General features: G+C 63.9%; 1 other RNA gene and 1 pseudogene. One reads left to right on the top strand and one right to left on the bottom strand.

The annotated features are described in order from the left end of the window. Positions 1–241 (top strand): annotated as a pseudogene (locus AC1DEY_RS23705) (peptidoglycan DD-metalloendopeptidase family protein); the annotation flags it as partial. Between the two features lie 335 nt (positions 242–576). Here AC1DEY_RS23705 and rnpB read toward each other — a convergent pair. Next, positions 577–971, bottom strand: an RNA gene (gene rnpB / locus AC1DEY_RS23700) — RNase P RNA component class A. Positions 972–1,023 lie beyond the last annotated feature (52 nt).

The raw sequence follows: 1,023 nt of genomic DNA, 5'->3' as shown, positions 1-1,023 counted from the left end.
CACCGGTACCGCGAAGATCGGGGCCACCCTCACCGCCGTGCCCGGCACTTGGGCCCTGGCTCCGGTTACCGTGAGCTACCAGTGGTACCACTCCGGGACTGCGATCTTTGGCGCCACCGCTGCCACCTATACGGTCCTCTCCGGCGATCTAGGACGGACCATCACCGTGAAGGTCACCGGCTCCAGAGCCGGTTACACTAGCAGCTCCAGGACCTCCGTCGGCACCAAGGTGGCTAAGTAGCGCGTAACCATGCTGGAGTCTCTGAGAGTCCACCGCAACCGCTGGCCTAGCCGCTCGGCCCAGCTATCGGGGTATGGTTCGTGCTCCAGGGAATCCAGGGATTCGGCTTCTTCTTCGTCCAGCCGTGCTTCCAGAAACTCGATGATGTCCGCCATGGGCTCATACTGCCACTAGCTGAGCGCGTCCGCAGCAGCCGGACCCGAGGGGCAAACGAGGGGCAAACGCCCCGGCCAGACCCCATCAAATCGAATCAAATCGGATCGAGAATGAGGGGCTGGAAACGCCGTCATATAGCCGAATTTTCCCTAGATCACGGGGGCAAAGGCCTAAGTAAGTGGATGGGTTGACCGATACGCCGGGTTCTGTGTTCCCGCGCTGTTGCCGGCGCGGGAGTAGCGGCCATCCATCTACGGACGCCGTTGCCGACGCCCTCCAGCAGCCTACCCGGACACTCGGGCGAGCAGCCCTCAAACGTGCCCTGTCTGGCCTTGCTCCGGGTGGGGTTTACCTAGCCTTCCCGGTCACCCGGGAAGCTGGTGGTCTCTTACACCACCGTTTCACCCTTACCTGCCCTGCGGCCTGTGCAAAACACACGCCGCACGCAGGCGGTCTGTTCTCTGTGGCACTGGCCTGCGGGTTACCCCGAGTGGGCGTTACCCACCACCCTGCTCTGCGGAGCCCGGACGTTCCTCGAGCCACTTGCGTGACGCGCGGCCGCCTGGTCAACCCATCCGCTGTCCATTCTAAGGTCAGCGGGGGGGCCTCCGGTGACACGTCCGGAC

It is taken from the genome of Arthrobacter sp. 05T47, assembly GCF_056395825.1.
This window is presented reverse-complemented; position numbering and strand designations above follow the sequence as displayed.